Below are 17,628 nucleotides of genomic sequence, written 5' to 3' on the forward strand. Positions count from 1 at the left end.
CACCAATTTAATACCTCAAACGTTAATAGGATTCGTATACAACATCTAACACTTCAATCTTTGTTTGTACGACTAAATCTAACGCCTTTAATTGCTTAGCGGCTATTAAGACATCCTCATTAGCGGGAACTTTTAACACCGCTAATTGAGTACCACTATACGATGAAACAACACTCAACCCAGTTGCTTGCACGACGTTATCAAGTGTCACATCTTTAGCCAATAACACCGTTATATTACCTGAAATAGGCGCTAACTTATTGGTTAATACATTTCGAGCTAAGGTCCCTTCTACAACACGTTTTATGGGCCTTGCACTTTTAACAACAGACATCGTCCCCAAACTTTCTGTAGTATAGTCAACCGCTGCAATACTTTGAGGCACTAACGCAAGTTGATGCTCCACTTTGTAAGCCCCAAAATCACTTTTCTCTGTTGTTAATAGGTAGTGTTCTTGCCTTGATAAATCACTGGTTTGAATTCTAGATTGTTCCAGTAACTGATTAGTATTTTTATCTTTTGCTTGAACAGGTACAATACCCATAATTATCGAACTCATACTTATCACCCACAATAATACTTGCTTCATGATGACTCTCCTTATTCAACAACTTAAGTGGATCCGAACGGCTTAAGCATTTTTATTTTTTAATTGATTAATCAATAAGCAAGTTAATGCCCGAACACTCTCATCGCTATTCCTTCCAATACACTGTCTTCTCGATTATTCATATAATATTGTGCTTTGGTGACATCGCCCCCAGGCTCTGATAATGTGACATTTTCACCACTGGTATCTAACAACCGAATAGTCCAACTTCCTTTACTCGATTCACCATAAAATGCATTAGATAAAAAGACACCATCTTTAACAATATACCCTTCTTGCATACCTTCACTAAAAGAATACGCAGGCACGATTAACGCTTGTTTGGATGAAAGCAGCACACTACGCGTCCCCTTTGGAGAAATGACTTCAATCGCCAAGTCCATTCCCGCGGTGGTATTAAAACGCTTTCCTTCACTGTCCATTAATTCACTGAGCATATCGCTATTGAAAATGTCGAATTTAAATTGTACAGCTTCTAAGGTTAAATCCTCTTCGATATTAATAGTCAACATTACGCCATTGAGGTCATTATCTTTAATGACCTCTGCAAGAGGAGCCTCATTGACACTACTGCCTTTTCCTTGCCAATCACTGATCACTTGCTGGCTCAAATCTTTATCATAATGTTGAGCCATTCCGACTGCTGCGCCCGCATTCACACGACCAAAACCATATTTATTGTTAAACGCATACCCTGCAGCATTCGTCACCCAGGCATCATGAGCCATAAAATTACCACCAGACATTTTAATTGATACAGGTTTATCTTTTACATCCACCTGACTGCTCGTTGATACCAGAATATGCCTTACATCACGCCAGGTTAATGAAGGATTCGCAGATAAGATCAAAGCTATCACCCCTGATACATTTGGCGCTGCCGAAGAGGTGCCATTGAACGTAGAAGTATAATTACAACTTAAGTTATCTTCATGAGCAGGATAATTAAAAGGAAAAAGTTGTGAGGCTAACGCATCACCATAAACCTGAGCCGACCGACTATTAAATCCTGCATACCCTTTTAAACAACTCATTTGATCGGTCGTCACCATTGCTGGCGCCCACCTGCCATATTCCCCAGCCGGGGCTGAAACAAAAATATTAGGGCCTGCTGTTGAATAGCTGGTATGCTTACCATCCGTATTCACTGCCGCCACACTTAAATAGTAAGGGTGTGCTTGGCTCAGCTCAAAACTACTGCTATAACAGGTTAATCCTAATGCATTTGCTCCATTATCTAAACAAAGTGACCCTTCAGCCCCACCATCCATAAAGCTATTACCACTCGCCTTTACATTCAGCGTACCCTTTCCCTCCCTTAACTTTAAAACAGGATAAGACTCAATGGCTTCATCAATTGCTGAATAACTAAAAAACGTTGGGTAAGTGATCCCATAGCTGCGGTTAAAAACGGCAATATTATCTTGAGCAGAAAGGCCACTTCCAGGAAAACCATGCACAATAAAATCCGATTGTGGAGCAGCAGTTTGATTCCCTAAAAACTTCATACCAATGAGTTGAGTGTCGGGTGCAACACCTCGCCCCCCTATACCATTCCATCCTTCAGCCGCAATTAACCCTGCCACACTGGTGCCATGATCGCCACTTTCTGCCATTGATGTTGGATCCATTTTATTCAGAGCCGCGCCATCAAGATTTAATGATTTATTAGGCACAATATTGGCAACCAAGTCCTCATGGGTAATTTCAAGGCCACTATCAACCACCACAGCGGTCATCCCCTGCCCTGTCACTCCATAGGCATAGGCCTTCGCCACATCCATGTCTTCACCAGGAACAAGTTTAGCTAAATTTTCCTGATACAAATTTTCTGTCCTCATTATGGCATCGGCTTCACTAAAGCCATTTTCCATGAGCAATTGAATGTAAGCTTGCCCTAATTCATTACTGAGTGCATAAGCTTTTTGCCCCGTATTACGCAAATGCCATTGCTGATTAGCTAAAGGATCACTCATCACATCTGAAATAACAATCGATGCGCTGGCTGATTGATTGTCTAATGTGACTGTGTAAAGAATTGTCGCATCTTCTCCGGTTAACGAGGTATACCGAAAGGCATTATCCTCTAACATCGTCAGTATGCCATGACTAAAATGATAGATGTCTTCTTGGGGGAGGATCACCTGATCATCTTCTTTAAAGATAATGTTGGCGCCACTGTTTAATGTCGGCTCAACCAATAAACGAGACTGGATTGGGATCCAATGTTTAACCGCGGTAATTTCCACATTCGCAGCAGATAATTTTATGGTATTCTCAGAATTGTCACCCGCTCCACTTCCATCCTCTGCACTTGTATCAGACTCTATTACATTTTCTGAATTATTGTGTTGATTATCTCCACCTCCACAAGCGCTTAAGGCAAGTATTACTAGTGTAGACAAACTTGAAAACTTAAATACATTCTTCATGCTTTAGACTGCTCCTCATCCTTGTCGTTTCACTTAAACTACATTTTTGCAAAGCTAAGCAATCATTAGACACATAAATTAACCATAATAAAACATAGACTTAAGTTTTATATTATTTATTACAAATTAATGATTATATGTTTTACTTTATGAGCATAATCAAAGAGCAATGTAACTATGATAAAGTGGCTGATACTTCTGGATGAAGGCAAATAAAATTCAAGGAATAAAAATCAATTGCTAAAATCAACGCCTGTACAAGATTTCGCTTTCTTATTCACTGTACTCAAAAATTGCTCTGATGGCACAGCGACCACTCTAAAACGCCCTTGACTATCATTGGCTCCTGCAGAAATAACTCCAGCGATAAAAGGTGTTGTGTGTCCTTTAACCTTAACTAAAATAGGCGCCCCAGAATCGCCTTTTGTTAGCGCACAATTTTTAAGGCGCCAAATTGAAGCAGCACTTCTTGGTAATGCGGACTCACAAGTGTCCGTTTTTGTTAAATATTGAGCACTTCCCTGAGCATAACCTGCCGTCATCAAGCTATTTATCATACCCACATGCTGATGCCATAATGGAAAATGCCCTAAAGAGCAGCCAATGGGCTGTTCAAGTTCCAGCACAACCCAATCAATTAATAACGCATTTTCATCAAATTTACCTTCAGGAAAAGTATTGCTAGGAACAGTGTAAGATTTTATCTGGATAACCGCTCTCACAGAATTGCCTTTTAATCCTGCATAAAACGTTAATTTATTCGGGTGAATATACGCCTTTTTCTTGCGGTCATAAACACAATGTGCAGCACTCACGATTAAATTAGCGGCCACTAAAGTCGCTGTGCAACTGGTCGTTTTTTGAACGTGTAATTTTCCAATTCGCTGCCATTGAAAGGCATTTTGTTTCATTCCCTTATCGTCTTCTCGAGCATGGACACTAAGAACCCAAATAAGCAACGCAATACTCGATCCAGTCACCAGTAAAAACTTTACGGCACAGAATCCTTTCCAAGGCAAAATCATATTCTCCAATATCATTACAAACGATGAGGTAAAAGATAAATAAGACAATCGCTTACCTCACTGTCTTTATCTTTTTATATTAACTCAACCTTTCTTATCTTTATTAACCATAGTGTACGTTGCCGCTATCGGGAAGAAATTAAAAAAATCCTAGTGGGTTAACATCGTAACTGACTAATATATTTTCAGTTTGTTGGTAATGCGATAACAGAACCGAAAACCTCTTCTTGAAAGACTCGCATCGTATTCGTGCCTTTCAACAATGTTGGTTGAATATAAAATCCGCTATTGAGTTGATCATTAAGCGCTTTGACCTTTCCAACGATAAGGACTTCAGCCCCTTCATTTTTACCCATTTTCGATGTAATTTAAAATCTTATCAAATTGCGCTTTAGAGGCTTGAGCCCCCACCATGGTCTCTGTATCTAAAGGATTCCCTCGAATAATCTTCTTGGTTCGTTCAATAATTTTATGAATAAAAGTATCGTAAATATTATCATGAATAAATAAACGTGATGGACAAGTGTACACTTCACCTTGATTTAAATAAGCGAGCACGGCACCTTCAACACATTTATTTAAAAAAGCATCTTCAAAGTCCATCACATCATCAAAAAAATATTCGGTGATTTCCCCCCTAGCTCAACCGTTGATGGAATGATATTATCAGCTGCACACTTTAAGATATGGGAGCCCACTGGCCATTAATAAAATTACCATAACGGCTTTTAAAATATATCAGTGCATCTGAATTGCCAGGGTTTGCGTAGATCATGCCATTTCCTTTTGATTGACGTATATCGATTAACCTATTGACTTAACAATCCCATTGCTATTCCACTTAACGATTAAAAAACACTTTATTTTCAGTGGAAACACAGTTGATTTTTCAGCCAAATGGAAATACCATCTTAATCAATTATTTAATCAATATAAAAAGGAGGTTTTGTTATGTATACGTGCCAAAGAGATTTTGCTCGTCATTTTTTCGCCATCAAGCACTCTGAACAACGCACTATCGTGCTGCGATAATCAGAGCTAGAGCGAAACCTGACTAACCCATGCCCCATGTTCATAGTTCGAAAAAGGTTCGAAAAAAAACCATAAAGTATGCGTTAGCAAAATAATTAGAGTCACTTCACTCGGTTCACTGAATTGTCGTCAGCGTTTATTGATGAGGGTTTTTACACCCTAAATTCAGGAAAAAACTATGTATTCAAAATCAAATAAAAAGCCCCACACCGTCTCTTATTCTCAGCTTAACAAACACGCTTGGAATGAACGTACGCAGCGACATATCAAATCCAATTTTTATGATGTCACTGGTTTTCTTAACGGGAAATCTAGCTTAAATAACATAGAACTTAAAGCACTAGGTGATGTCAGTAATCAATCATTGTTGCATTTACAATGTCATTTTGGATTAGATACGCTTTCATGGGCAAGACTTGGCGCCCATGTTACTGGTGTTGATTTATCTCCAGTGGCCATTGAACACGCTAAGCAATTAGCGGTTCAGTCAGATCTAAAAGCGCACTTTATCACCCGTGATATTTATCAATACTTTGATGAAAAAAAGCTTGAAAAAAAACCTGAACTGTTTGACATCGTCTTTACCTCCTATGGCGTAGTGTGTTGGCTCAATGATCTTAATCGTTGGGCACAGGGTATTAGTGCACAGTTAAAACCAAACGGGATATTTTATCTTGCAGAGTTCCATCCGATTAATGATTTGTTATCCGGTGACGACTATTTTCATACCAAGCAAGCGCAAATCATCCAAGAACCCACATATACTGAAAATCATTGCAATGAAATCGACACCCTCGCCGTTTGGTCACACAGTTTAAGTGAAGTGATCACCGCTTTGCTTAATGCTGGGATTGTTATCGAATCCTTTAATGAGTATCCATTTTCTCCCTATGCCGTCTCTGAGGAATTAACACAAAACACTCAAGGACAATATGAATTAACACATCAAGGAAAAAAGGTGCCGTTGATTTATTCAATAAAAGGACGAAAGTGCTAACAACTGAAAAATAAAAACACAATAAACACATATAGCCAAAGGGGGTGTAACACTCCCTTTCGCTTTTTGGCAACGAAAATTAATTTTTGCCCTTCTTTTACTTACTGTTAAGACTACTCACAGCTAGATTCAGTTAAGATGAGTCTCTAAATATATCGCTAAAAAACGTTCATAACACTCAATGGGATCAATCAATGAAAAAATTATTCTTTATCTTTCTCTTGTACCCTCTCTTTTTACAGACTGCTGTTGCTAGAGATACCATAGAAAATTATTCAGTTAGTGATACCATGGCACTTGAACAATCTAAGAGTATTCTCGGTGACGATATCAGTTTCTATTTTGGTAACACAGAGCATCCGCCCATATTAAAAAGCTATGTTCAATTTAGAACCAATAACAAAACCAATGCATTCAATAAAACCGATAAAGAAGCCTGCCAATGGGTCTTTTTATCTGCCATGAAAGAGTTGCGTAATAAAGCCAGAAGTCTGGGTGCTAATGCCGTCATTAACATCAAATCTAACTACAGAGACAACTTAACAGTCAGTGATAACACCTTCCAATGCGGCGCTGGTGCGCTGATAGCAGGTGTCGCCTTAGTCGGTGATGTCGTCACACTCGATAAAACTGGCGCCGTAATTAATGATCCTAGTGATTATCAATATGAATAAATGACATTACTATGACCTAATGTTTAATGGTGAATTTATGCCCTGTTCACACGGAAGTGAAGAAACGATGATGAGGGTGAGCAATGTATCCTCTGCCTCATCGTATCATTGCTCACCCTTTGCTCCTGTATGAACAGAAACAATTTTTTATCCCTTCACCATAAATCAGACTCATTATTCTCAAATCAGATTACACTCAATACTATTCATGAATATCAGTTGATCTCATTATGCAGCGCATTTCTTTTAATTGGTTAGCTTATGCTTTGTGCTTTATTGGTTACATGACCTTAATGGTTTCTCCCCCATTGGTGTTAGCCATCTCTTCATCATTAAATTTAAGCCCCACAAAAATTCACTCAGGTATTGGACTCATTTTCTTACTCTTTTCTTTATCGGCCATATTCTTAAGCACCTTATCGGATATTTGGGGTGTCAAAAAAATCTTAACCATCGCACAAACAACCTCTATAAGTGGATTAATACTCACAGGCAGTGCAAACAGTGAAATGACGTTTTATTTAGGCTGTATTTTCATTGGCAGCGGAACGGGCAGTTATTCGGCGATAGCGCGTACCATTATCCTACGCCATAGCAGTGACAACATTGAAATGAAGAACACTTTTTCCCATTTCTCGATGTATATCATCATTGCCCCGGTGGTGGCGTCATACCTTGCAAGGTTCATGTTAAATTTTGACTGGCGTTTGGCCTATTACTTAATGGCCTGCATTGAAACAATGCTGTTTATTACTGCCTTATTGATCCTCTCTGGTGATAAAAAACCACAAACATTAATCCCTATCAACAAAATTGTTCAACATTTTCAATACTGTCTTTCTCAAAAACAATTTGTCTTAAACTGCCTCGCCATCGGCATTAGTTTTACCCTTTTTATGCAGGTCATTCTAACCAATATCCATGCTGCGTTATCAGACATTGCAAAAATCAGTAATTCCCATTACAACCTTTTCTTACTTGGCATCAGCGCTATCTATATCTGTGGGATTGTTACTTATCGGCATTACATCCATTTGAGCCATCAGCCTTATGTCAGAATAATAGTGCTATTGCTGTTGATCATGAGTATCGCAGGCTTAAGCTATTCACATCATAGGACTCTTTATATGATGCTCTCTATTTATGGTATGTGTTTTAGTTTAGGTTTCTTTATTCCTTTATCTACAGGAGCAGCTATGGTTCATATTCGACAAGCTCATGGTATAGCGTCTGCATTATTTACTTTTGCTTTCGCATCAACTTCCAGCCTATATGCCTTTATTGAAGCTCATACCCAACTTTCATCTCATCAATACATGGTCAATGCATCAATCACATCCAGTTTATTACTCTTAATTATCTCACTGTGTTTTTTCATCAAAAAATAACTCATCACGGTTATCACCAATGAGGTTATACGGATAATCTTATGGATTTTATTTTTTTCCACGCGATCCCTAACCACTCATGTATTGCCCATGTCGACAGTTGTAAGTTTTGGACTTCTGGATATAACTGAGTGACATTAAAGGGGCTCAAAATCTTTCGACTCATGTGCATTGTCGGCGCTGATACCACATTCATATTTTCTTGCTCATAAAACCCCATAGTGCGCCTCATATGATTCGCCGTCGTCACCACAGCCACTTTCTGCGAGCCCACAATCCTCTTTATGAGCAAGACTTCCTCCTCCGTATCTCTAGGTTGATCATTAATTTGTATATGACTTGCTGGTACTCCCAAAGATAAAGCTAATGCTCTGTGCATCTCGGCAGTAGAACGCCTAGCACTCACACCGGCATAACCTGTCAATAATAACTGCGCTTGTGGATTAAGATGCCATATACGCACTGCCTCAACCACCCGTAAACTTGATGTATAAGTAAGCTGGCTAGTGATAGGTAAAGTCTCATCCTCAATATGACCATTACCTAATACATGAATAAAATCGACTTTTTCATCATTATAGGCTGGATATTGATACTCTAATGGGCTCATCAAGGTAAAGGCGACAGGGGCTAAACTGAGTATGTACAACCCAGACAGTGAAAACAATAATAAACGCCCAGCGAGTGTCGTTTTCTGACGCAAAAATAAAATAAACGCGATGACACTCAGTAATAATGCCATGGGTAAAGGCATAAGCAAATTACCCAGTATCCATTTAATATAAAACATACTTATTATCTTCTTATACTTCTTCTTCAATGAGTTCACTAAAAAATGGGCCTTGTCCGATATTAATCCCTAAGATTAATAACGTTTGCCACTCTTCAAATGAAGTCACACCTTCTGCACCAAATACAATATCTTTACGAGGTAAGCCTCCCATTAAACTTCGAATGAAAAGTTGATTTTCTTCTCGAAGATGGATTTTTCGAATAATAGACTTATGTAATTTAACCAAATCGAAGTGACATTGTTTGATATACTGAGCACTCACCACTTGTTGGCCCACTCTATCAACGCACAACGCGGCTCCCATTTTACGGATCATGTTCAAGGTGTCGCGTATTTTATCGATATGATTTACAACAATAATTTCATTCACTTCGAAAATCAAATGCGAAGTTAAATGCCTGTATTCTAATAAAGTTCGCATCAACCAACGAATAAAAGCACGACTCATTAGGGTATCTAAACTCAAATTAATACTGTATTTGTGTTGCCCTCCTCTTTGACTGCGTAAAATATCAAAAAGCACCGTTTCAATCACTTGCCTTTCAATTTGAGGGGTTAAGCCACATTTAATCGCCATAGGTAAAAATAAAGTCGCACGGATCAGGTGATCTTGCGTATCTCTTAATCGACAAGTGATCTCTCTATGCTGCTCTAGCATTTCATTATCAAAAACCGTACGTGAAAATGCAAATATCCTCTTGTTTACTAATGCACTCTCTAAGAAACTCCGCCATTGTACCGAGCCTTTTGATAAATCACGATCTAATGCACCTTTATCATACATGAACCAACTGCTGGTACCTTGAAGTTGAGCTGCTCTTAGCGCCATATCTGCTTCTTCTAATAATATGTCTTTGTCTTCTCCAATGTTAAAATATGCTCCCCCCAAGTGTACAAAATCATTCGTTTCTCTAATCAAGCTGGACACTTGTCTCAGGCAAATTTTCAACAACTTAGCGGCAAGCCTATCCGCTTCAGCTTGAGAGATCTGTGACACTATGATGGCAAATTGATTAAAAGAACGACGAGCAAAAAAACTATTAACTTGTAGTGAAAGCACCTGATTAATGGGTAAAACAATCAAAGAAAGCATTTCGTCTACCTTTTCAAAACTACTGTCTTGCTGCAATAAATCTAAATCTTCTATCTCCAAGAAATACATCACCCCTGGCATGGTCATTTTCAAATCATCCGTTAATGCATCAAGCCGATTATCAAAAAAGACGCGATTACCTATGCCAGTTTCAGGATCTAAAAAAGTGTTAGAGCGAATAGACTGATCAAAACGGGCTCTTTGTTTTGATGCATCTTCTAGCTCTTGCAGTAAACGTGTCAATGCACGATTGATAACCCTAGGTTGTCCCGTCCCTTTCTCTAGTAGAGCCCTATCATACTCCCCTTTTAAAATACTTTGACTTCTCTGAGCTAAACCTTCAATACCCTCTAATTGCATCGAAAACCAATAAAAACCAAAACGAACAACAGCAGCAACAATCAACCCACCTATGACGATAATAAGCACTTCATACCAACCAACATGATTGACAGTAAAGGGCTCTGGCAAGGTCATTTTCATTACTATCCCTTGCTCTTTATTAATGACTTTTTCATAAGTCACAGTATTGGTATGCTCACTTTTGTCTTTATATTCAAAAGTTTTCTTCCCATTTTGGCTCAAAGAAAAGTGCTGTGCCTTAAACGCAATTAAAATTGGAGGTAACCAAGAATCAAACTTCCAGTCATTATCATGTTGATAATGACTCACAAGCATGCTTTCTATTTCACTTACTTTTTGCTGCTGAAACTCATAGGTCAGTTGAACAAAACTCAATACAGCCGTAAAAAACAAAATAAACGCCACTCCAGCGAGAGAAAACAACCAAAAGCTCGTCAATTTCTTGGTCAGCATTCGAGTGAGTTTCATGCTTATTATTTCCCTTTATTTCAATTATCGCCATCAAAAAAGGCGCCAATAGGCGCCCTTTTAGTATTACACATTTCCGCTTAAACCTTATAATCTTCAGGTAAGGCCTTTAATGCTGATACACCCGAATCAATCGCCGCTTGCGCGACCGCTTTAGCCACATGAGATAAAAGACGTGGATCCATAGGTTTTGGGATCACATAATCAGGCCCAAAGGACAACGCATCCACATCAGGATAAGCCGCTAACACAGATGCGGGGACAGCCTCTTTAGCCAAATCCGCAATGGCATGGACTGCAGCAATTTTCATTTCATCATTAATTTTTGATGCACGTACATCTAACGCACCACGGAAAATAAAAGGAAAACACAATACATTATTCACTTGGTTTGGATAATCACTTCTACCCGTTCCCATAATCAAATCTTGACGAATATCATGGGCCACTTCAGGCTTAATTTCAGGATCAGGATTGGAACAAGCAAAAATAACAGGTTTGTCAGCCATTAATGCTACATTTTCACCTGATAATACATTCGGTCCCGACAAACCGAGAAAAGCATCCGCACCCGCGATTGCATCTTCTAAGGTTCTTTTATCGGTATGATTAGCAAACAATGCCTTATATTCATTGATATCGGTGCGTTCACTATGAATAACACCTTTTCTATCTAACATATAAACATTCTCACGCTGAACACCGCATTTAATCAGCATCGTCATACAGGCTATCGCCGCAGCGCCCGCCCCCATACATACGATCACTGCATCTTCGATTTTTTTACCTTGAATTTCGAGCGCATTAATCATACCTGCAGCGGTAACAATCGCTGTACCGTGCTGATCATCATGAAACACAGGCACATTACAACGTTCAATTAATGCTTTTTCGATTTCAAAACACTCAGGTGCTTTAATATCTTCAAGGTTAATTCCACCAAACGTATCAGCAATCGCCTCGACAGTATTAATAAACTGTTCCGTGGTATCATGCTTCACTTCAATATCAGTCGCATCAATATTTGCAAAGTGTTTGAAAAGCAGTGCTTTACCTTCCATAACAGGCTTTGAAGCCAACGGACCTAAATTACCCAAGCCTAATATAGCAGTACCGTTTGAGATAACGGCAACAGTATTCCCTTTTCCCGTATAACGATAAGCTGTTTCTGGATCCTTCGCAATCTCACGCACAGGCTCTGCAACCCCAGGACTATACGCTAGAGAAAGGTCCATACTGGTTTCGGCGGGCTTAGTCAGACAAACTGCGGTTTTGCCTGGAACCGGAAATTCATGATAGTCGAGAGCTTGTTGACGAAAATCTGCCATTTATTTAATCCTGAGTGCAACGAATAGTATCTGTTATAGGTTAACAACCTAACACATAGCCACATTGTCCCCTTTTTATAAACAAAAAAGTGGAAATCAATGCAACATATAAATTAAGGCGCTAAAGATACGCGATTTTACCCGCTTTTCAAACTATAGATTTTCTTTTTCTAGCCCAATGATACATAAATGTTACTAAGGCTTCATTTCAATCAATTATCTAGACCACTTATCTTAAGATACAACATCCATTATGTAGGAATAATACATACAAACTCTATAAAAATAAGCAATTTAATATTTAAACTAGTATAAATGTTGTAAAACTTACCAATATAATTTAAAGCGGTAATAATAATCTTCTATTTAACGATAAATAAACAACAACTAAGATACTTAACATAAAATCAACCCAATAACAGGTTAGACCTCTGTCCACAAATTAATTGTATTATGACAAGAATAATAGAACCAGTATTAAGATCAATAAGACTAAAAGGTAAAGCCATCGCAAAAGAAAAGTGCTCTTTCACCAAGCTTACTATTAACAGGCTATATAGCGCTGAAATAATTCAATCAATGCATAATGAGAAGCCGAGATAGCAAAAAGGCGCCCTAAAGGCGCCTTTTTAAATTCAATGAAGAAGTAATATTTACTTCTTACCAAGTGCACCAAAGCGCTTGTTGAACTTATCGATACGTCCACCCGTATCCATAACTTTTTGTGTACCTGTGTAGAATGGGTGACAAGCACCACAAACGTCTAAATGTAAATCTTTACCTACAGTAGAGTTTACTTTGATGGTGTTACCACAAGTACAAGTTGCAGTGATTTCTGCATAATCAGGATGAATGCCTGCTTTCATTGGAATTACCTCAATTTAAGGCCATGTCGCTCTTCCAACCCGAAGTCGGACACCACATGCTGTGAATACAATATTTTAAGTCGCAAGATTTTACAGCAGATAGAGATGAGTTACAAGCCCATACCCGTGATACATCAAGATGCAAGATTCAGTTGGAATTAAAAGCCTTTTAGACAAGGCTTTGAATAGCAGGCCTAGTGATTCTAAGTCAATGGGAAGTCAACGCAGTATAAAAGACTTTTAAACCAACCCGTTGGGAGTGTGTAAAAGCACCTATTTCTATGTTGCATAACTTTAAAAGGCAATAAGCATTTCTGCAATCATGCGCCTTGAACTAGACTCTTTTACGCACTCTGAAAACATGCACCTTGATGCATCACGGGTATATAGACTCACGCAAATTACTTGCTCAAGTAAACAGAAATCACATCGCAAGAAAAAAGCGCTCTGCTAAGCTCTCATCCTGGTACTTTGCCAAAATCTCATGAGAAGGACAAGTTAAGCGAGCGCCCGCTTTCAACCCATGAATACTGCCCTTATTGAATGCGCTAGGGTTCGCTTCAAACAATGCTAAAGCCCCTCCAAATAAGCCAACTCCCCACTGCTTATGATAGCGGACATCAATCTTCCACAAAGTTTCATCCTTTGCCACTAAGATAGGGCATATTCCCTTTTCTTCTTCACCCTCTTCATGCACTGAACCCAAAGACGTGGACAGATCCGTTATTTCCTCACTCGATTCTTTAACATCGGTTTGAGCGATGGGCTCCCTATTATTAAGCGCTAACTTATTCTCCACATGAACATCATTGCTATCAATTGAATTCATATTATCATTCACACCAACTTGAATACCTTCTTGACTCTCCTCAAATTCCAATTCCTTCGTACTCAATTCTTTGACGCTATCTTCTTCACTATTGCTTACTAAGATAGTTTCATCTTTAAAAGCAGCTTGTTGTGATGCAATTTGGTTCGTATCAATATTATTGACACTAGATACAGAATTCGTTTGTGTAACAGATGATGATTGAAATGACTCCATCGCCAGGCTCTCTTCATTCTTAGTCATATTTGCCACGGATAATAATGACTCACTGCTTTTTTCGCTGACATTAGCACTTGTTATATTAGTTCCATTTAAGCTAGTCGTACCCACTACCCCCTCTATATCCGCTCCTGTCGCAGGTATACTCGCTGCATTAACCTCAGATAAGTTAACTGCATTATGTCCTTCTATGCTGCTCGCATTCAATGCATTAGCTTCAGATAAATTAACCGCGTTATTCCCTTCTACCCCCGCATTCGGTGTATTAGCCACTTCTACAGGTAGATTGTCATTAGCCATATCATCAACAGCAAAATTATCAGCAAGAGTGATTTCTGTATCAGCTTTCGTTAATGACGCTTTATCGTCTTTATCAGCTAACTGTTTTTCTATATTATTTTCAGAAACACTGTGTTGCGTCGTAGAAGTCGGAGGTGTTGACGTTAACGCTAGGGGGAACTGCTGTCTTTTTTGCCACTCACCATCGAGATATTCATGCACAACAAGCGATACATTTGAACTTAATACCGGCCTATCTCCAGTAACATTAAGCATAAAAGTATTTAAGGCTTCAACTGACAAACGCTCCTCATTGTCTCCATCATGAAGATAAAAACGGACATCATCAACATCGGCTGCAACGACATTCACACGAAAATCGGCCGATTCTCCAACCTCAAACAAGGTTTGATTAATACTCACATGGGAGACTTCAGCGAAGACTGAGCTGCTTACAAGTAACGTACTGATAGCGATCACTTTTCTTATTATATTTACCATTCGATCCTTCTTAGGTGCTGAAAATATCAATAATTTTTCGAGGGGCTATTGGGCTGTCGTGATGATTTCTGCAGCCGTTTGTGGGGTCTTTATACAAGGCAGAGCTTATGCTGTGTAGTTATTCTACATAAATAAGCAATAACGCTGTAAAAAGGCACCACAAACGCTGTCCATTGGATCCGTCTAAACGTGCTTTACTCTTTGTTGTAGAGAATTTGCTTAGAAGACTAGGCTACACTCACTAAGCCGCGATTAAAGCACGTTTAGTTCGGACATAATTTAACCACGAAAGCTCAACAGCCCCTAATCAAAACAGACAAAAACCGAAAACACTTAAATTTAACATTTGAAAGTCATTCCCGCAAATAAGAATAAAACTAGCGCTAAATTATCGAGATAGTTACACTTACTATTTATGCATTAATGATTACTTTACTATGGCTCTGTTTGTTGAAGTTGCACTTCCGGTTCCTCTGCGGAAAAATTTTACCTATCAAGTACCCGCTTCAATAACAACTTCGCTACAAAAGGGCTTAAGAGTAAAAGTGCCTTTTGGGCGCCAGCAAATGATTGGACTGATCATTGGCATAACAGAACACTGCGACCTGAAACCCCAACAAATAAAATCCATCATAACACTCATTGATACAGAACCATTATTACCCGATGCATTGTTCACACTCACTCAATGGGCGAGTCGATATTATTTTTGCAGCTTGGGACAAATGCTCTCCCAAGCCATCCCTGTCGCACTTCGCAAAGGTGCTCCTGTCACTGACAATATGCGCACATTCTGGCAATTAACTGAAGCAGGAAAAAATGCTGATCTCAGCACCTTAAAACGAGCTACAGCGCAAAAAAAAATCATGCTACATCTGCATGACTCAAAGCTTTATACTGATGAAGTCACACGTCATGCTTTTAGTCCCTCAGCATTAAAAGCGCTCAGCGAAAAACAGTGGATAATAAAAGAGACTCAAGTCATACAGGCCAATCTATCTTGGCGAGACACACTCGTCATGGGAGAGGAGCCCCATCAATTGAATGCAGAGCAAGCTATTGCCGTTGCCACCTTAACGCAACAAGAAACCTATCAATGCACCTTACTTGAAGGGGTGACAGGCTCAGGAAAAACAGAAGTCTACTTAAGCTTATTAGAGACAATATTATCTCATCAAAAACAAGCGCTCATTTTAGTACCAGAAATAGGCTTAACACCACAAACCATTAATCGGTTTAAACGTCGATTTAATGTCACTGTTGCCGTGATCCATTCAGGTCTGACCGACAACCAACGTTTACGTGCTTGGCAATTGGCAAAATCTGGCGAAGCGGCCATTATTATTGGCACTCGCTCAGCCTTATTTACCCCCATGCCCTACCCGGGCATAATCATTTTAGATGAAGAACATGATGCCAGCTTTAAGCAACAAGAAGGCGTGGGTTATCATGCTCGAGATCTTGCCGTCATGCGTGGACATTTAGAAAATATTCCTGTGCTATTAGGCACTGCCACGCCTTCACTTGAAACACTGCAAAACGCCCTGAACGGTCGCTATCAGCATTTAACCTTAGGGGTTCGAGCAGGCAATGCCGAGAAAGTACGACAAGGCATTATCGATATTCGTAATCAACCCTTACGAGCAGGCCTATCCGGCGCCCTTATCAATGAAATGCGCTTACATCTTGAAGCTGGTAATCAAGTCATTTTGTTTTTAAATCGCCGGGGTTTTGCACCAGCACTTTTATGTCACGAATGCGGGCATTTACATGAATGTGATCGCTGTGATGCCTTTTTTACGATCCATCAAAGTTTAGGTGAAATTCGCTGTCATCATTGCAGTAATCAATATGCTATTCCAAAACAATGCCACCAATGTGGGAGTACCCTTCTTGCAGCACAAGGCGTCGGCACAGAGCAGCTGGCCGATTTTTTAGAAAAAGAATTTCCTCACCATCCTGTTGTTCGTATTGATAGGGATACAACGCGAAAAAAAGGCGCATTAGAAAGTCACCTTAGTGCCATATTAAAGGGAGAATATAAAATTTTGGTTGGCACACAAATGCTGGCCAAAGGACATCACTTTCCTGATGTGACTCTTGTGGGTTTATTGGATGTCGATGGCGCACTCTTTAGTGCCGATTTTAGAGCGCCAGAGCGTTTTGGCCAACTGTATACTCAAGTATCTGGACGTGCGGGCCGCGCAGCGAAACCTGGTACAGTATTACTCCAAACCCATCAAAGTGAAAACATCATATTGAAAGAACTCATGCAAAAAGGCTATGGTGAATTTGCCCGTCATCAGCTCACCGAAAGACAACAAGCCTTACTGCCTCCAGCTTGGCATATGATTTTATTAAGAGCTGAATCGCACCAAGCACAAGATGCCGATAACTTCCTGAGTCAAATTGCACAGCTATTACCTCAAAACGATCAATGTGAGGTCATCGGCCCCATGCCTGCTCCACTTGATAAAAAAGCGGGGAAATTTAGACGGCAATTGATCTTCCAAACCAAAAATCGTCAGCAATTACAACAAGCATTTGAACAAACACTGCCTCAAATCGAGGCACTGCCGATGGCAAAACGCTGTCGCTGGAGTATTGACAGGGATCCTCAAGATCTCCTGTAATCAAATTAATTTCACTTTATGGCATAAAAATGACGTGAAAGGATAGCAATTCCCCCCGACAAACGGCTAAAATGTGCGGTTATTCTTTCCCATTTTTT

General features: G+C 39.4%; 12 protein-coding genes and 1 pseudogene. 4 read left to right on the plus strand and 9 right to left on the minus strand.

Annotated features, from left to right (window positions below; translation table 11 throughout):
* Positions 1–22: 22 nt before the first annotated feature.
* The 4 genes and pseudogenes from Q0779_RS08295 to Q0779_RS08310 all read right to left on the minus strand — a co-directional run.
* A complete protein-coding gene (locus tag Q0779_RS08295; protein ID WP_298771523.1) occupies positions 23–589 on the minus strand; it encodes a hypothetical protein in 567 nt (188 codons plus the stop codon).
* 83 nt (positions 590–672) lie between these two features.
* Positions 673–3,042: a S8 family serine peptidase gene (locus Q0779_RS08300; protein WP_298771524.1), complete on the minus strand. Its 2,370-nt coding sequence runs from the start codon at positions 3,040–3,042 to the stop codon at positions 673–675.
* Positions 3,043–3,275: 233 nt separating this feature from the next.
* Positions 3,276–4,115: a trypsin-like serine protease gene (locus Q0779_RS08305; RefSeq protein WP_298771527.1), complete on the minus strand. Its 840-nt coding sequence runs from the start codon at positions 4,113–4,115 to the stop codon at positions 3,276–3,278.
* Positions 4,116–4,206: 91 nt separating this feature from the next.
* A pseudogene (locus Q0779_RS08310) lies at positions 4,207–4,765 on the minus strand (aldehyde dehydrogenase family protein); the annotation flags it as partial.
* A 512-nt stretch (positions 4,766–5,277) separates the two neighbouring features.
* On the opposite strand from Q0779_RS08310, the gene Q0779_RS08315 reads away from it, so the two are divergent.
* The 3 genes from Q0779_RS08315 (at position 5,278) to Q0779_RS08325 (ending at position 8,158) form a co-directional block, all read left to right on the plus strand.
* On the plus strand, positions 5,278–6,096 hold the full coding sequence (locus tag Q0779_RS08315; protein ID WP_298771529.1) for a bifunctional 2-polyprenyl-6-hydroxyphenol methylase/3-demethylubiquinol 3-O-methyltransferase UbiG: 819 nt from the start codon (positions 5,278–5,280) through the stop codon (positions 6,094–6,096).
* Between the two features lie 194 nt (positions 6,097–6,290).
* Entirely contained in the window at positions 6,291–6,770 is a 480-nt protein-coding gene (locus Q0779_RS08320; protein ID WP_298771531.1) for an excinuclease ABC subunit A, read from the plus strand.
* Positions 6,771–7,000: 230 nt separating this feature from the next.
* Complete coding sequence (locus tag Q0779_RS08325) at positions 7,001–8,158, plus strand: MFS transporter (protein WP_298771533.1); 1,158 nt, start codon at positions 7,001–7,003, stop codon at positions 8,156–8,158.
* Between the two features lie 25 nt (positions 8,159–8,183).
* Here Q0779_RS08325 and Q0779_RS08330 read toward each other — a convergent pair whose 3' ends face one another.
* The 5 genes from Q0779_RS08330 to Q0779_RS08350 all read right to left on the minus strand — a co-directional run bounded on the left by Q0779_RS08330 (position 8,184) and on the right by Q0779_RS08350 (position 14,897).
* The gene (locus Q0779_RS08330) at positions 8,184–8,948 is read right to left on the minus strand and encodes an ElyC/SanA/YdcF family protein (RefSeq protein WP_298771536.1); all 765 of its coding nucleotides are present in this window, start codon (positions 8,946–8,948) and stop codon (positions 8,184–8,186) included.
* Between the two features lie 13 nt (positions 8,949–8,961).
* The gene (gene csrD / locus Q0779_RS08335; RefSeq protein ID WP_298771538.1) at positions 8,962–10,875 is read right to left on the minus strand and encodes an RNase E specificity factor CsrD; all 1,914 of its coding nucleotides are present in this window, start codon (positions 10,873–10,875) and stop codon (positions 8,962–8,964) included.
* An 80-nt stretch (positions 10,876–10,955) separates the two neighbouring features.
* Positions 10,956–12,203, minus strand: coding sequence for a malic enzyme-like NAD(P)-binding protein (locus Q0779_RS08340; protein WP_298771540.1), 1,248 nt, complete (start codon positions 12,201–12,203; stop codon positions 10,956–10,958).
* 653 nt (positions 12,204–12,856) lie between these two features.
* Positions 12,857–13,069 carry a 50S ribosomal protein L31 gene (gene rpmE, locus Q0779_RS08345; protein ID WP_298771542.1) on the minus strand — a complete coding sequence of 71 codons (213 nt, stop codon included), beginning with the start codon at positions 13,067–13,069 and terminating at the stop codon, positions 12,857–12,859.
* Positions 13,070–13,493: 424 nt separating this feature from the next.
* Positions 13,494–14,897: a hypothetical protein gene (locus Q0779_RS08350; protein ID WP_298771544.1), complete on the minus strand. Its 1,404-nt coding sequence runs from the start codon at positions 14,895–14,897 to the stop codon at positions 13,494–13,496.
* A gap of 437 nt (positions 14,898–15,334) precedes the next feature.
* On the opposite strand from Q0779_RS08350, the gene priA reads away from it, so the two are divergent.
* Positions 15,335–17,530: a primosomal protein N' gene (gene priA / locus Q0779_RS08355; protein WP_298771546.1), complete on the plus strand. Its 2,196-nt coding sequence runs from the start codon at positions 15,335–15,337 to the stop codon at positions 17,528–17,530.
* The last annotated feature ends 98 nt before the right edge of the window (positions 17,531–17,628 follow it).

The sequence above is a fragment of the uncultured Shewanella sp. genome (assembly GCF_947491715.1).
Taxonomy (GTDB): domain Bacteria; phylum Pseudomonadota; class Gammaproteobacteria; order Enterobacterales; family Shewanellaceae; genus Shewanella.